General features: G+C 33.3%; 1 protein-coding gene. It reads right to left on the reverse strand.

Annotated features, from left to right (window positions below):
- Positions 1–276 (reverse strand): thiopeptide-type bacteriocin biosynthesis protein (locus SB724_RS19945; protein ID WP_410572554.1); only part of this gene is annotated, 276 nt, incomplete at both ends.

Raw genomic sequence — 276 nt, forward strand, 5'->3', positions numbered from 1 at the left:
GTAAGGGTCCAGCAAGTCATAAAGTTTCTCCAGAACTTCAGCATATAACTTTTTATCGCATAAGTTTAATCTTAATCTAAGATGATAATGAGGATCTGTATATCTAATAAAAAAAGCAGATTTTATCGTCTTTTCAGCTATAAGTTTATCCAATATGGGTGTAATTTCATTCGCCAATAGGTAGTCTGAAACATTAGAATTGCAATACATTTTCAGGTATAGCCATTCACTTCCCGGGGCAAAGCTTCTTTGTATTAAGGTTTGTTTTTCTGGTTC

This window comes from Bacillus sp. SIMBA_031, from assembly GCF_046535225.1.
Taxonomy (GTDB): domain Bacteria; phylum Bacillota; class Bacilli; order Bacillales; family Bacillaceae; genus Bacillus; species Bacillus velezensis.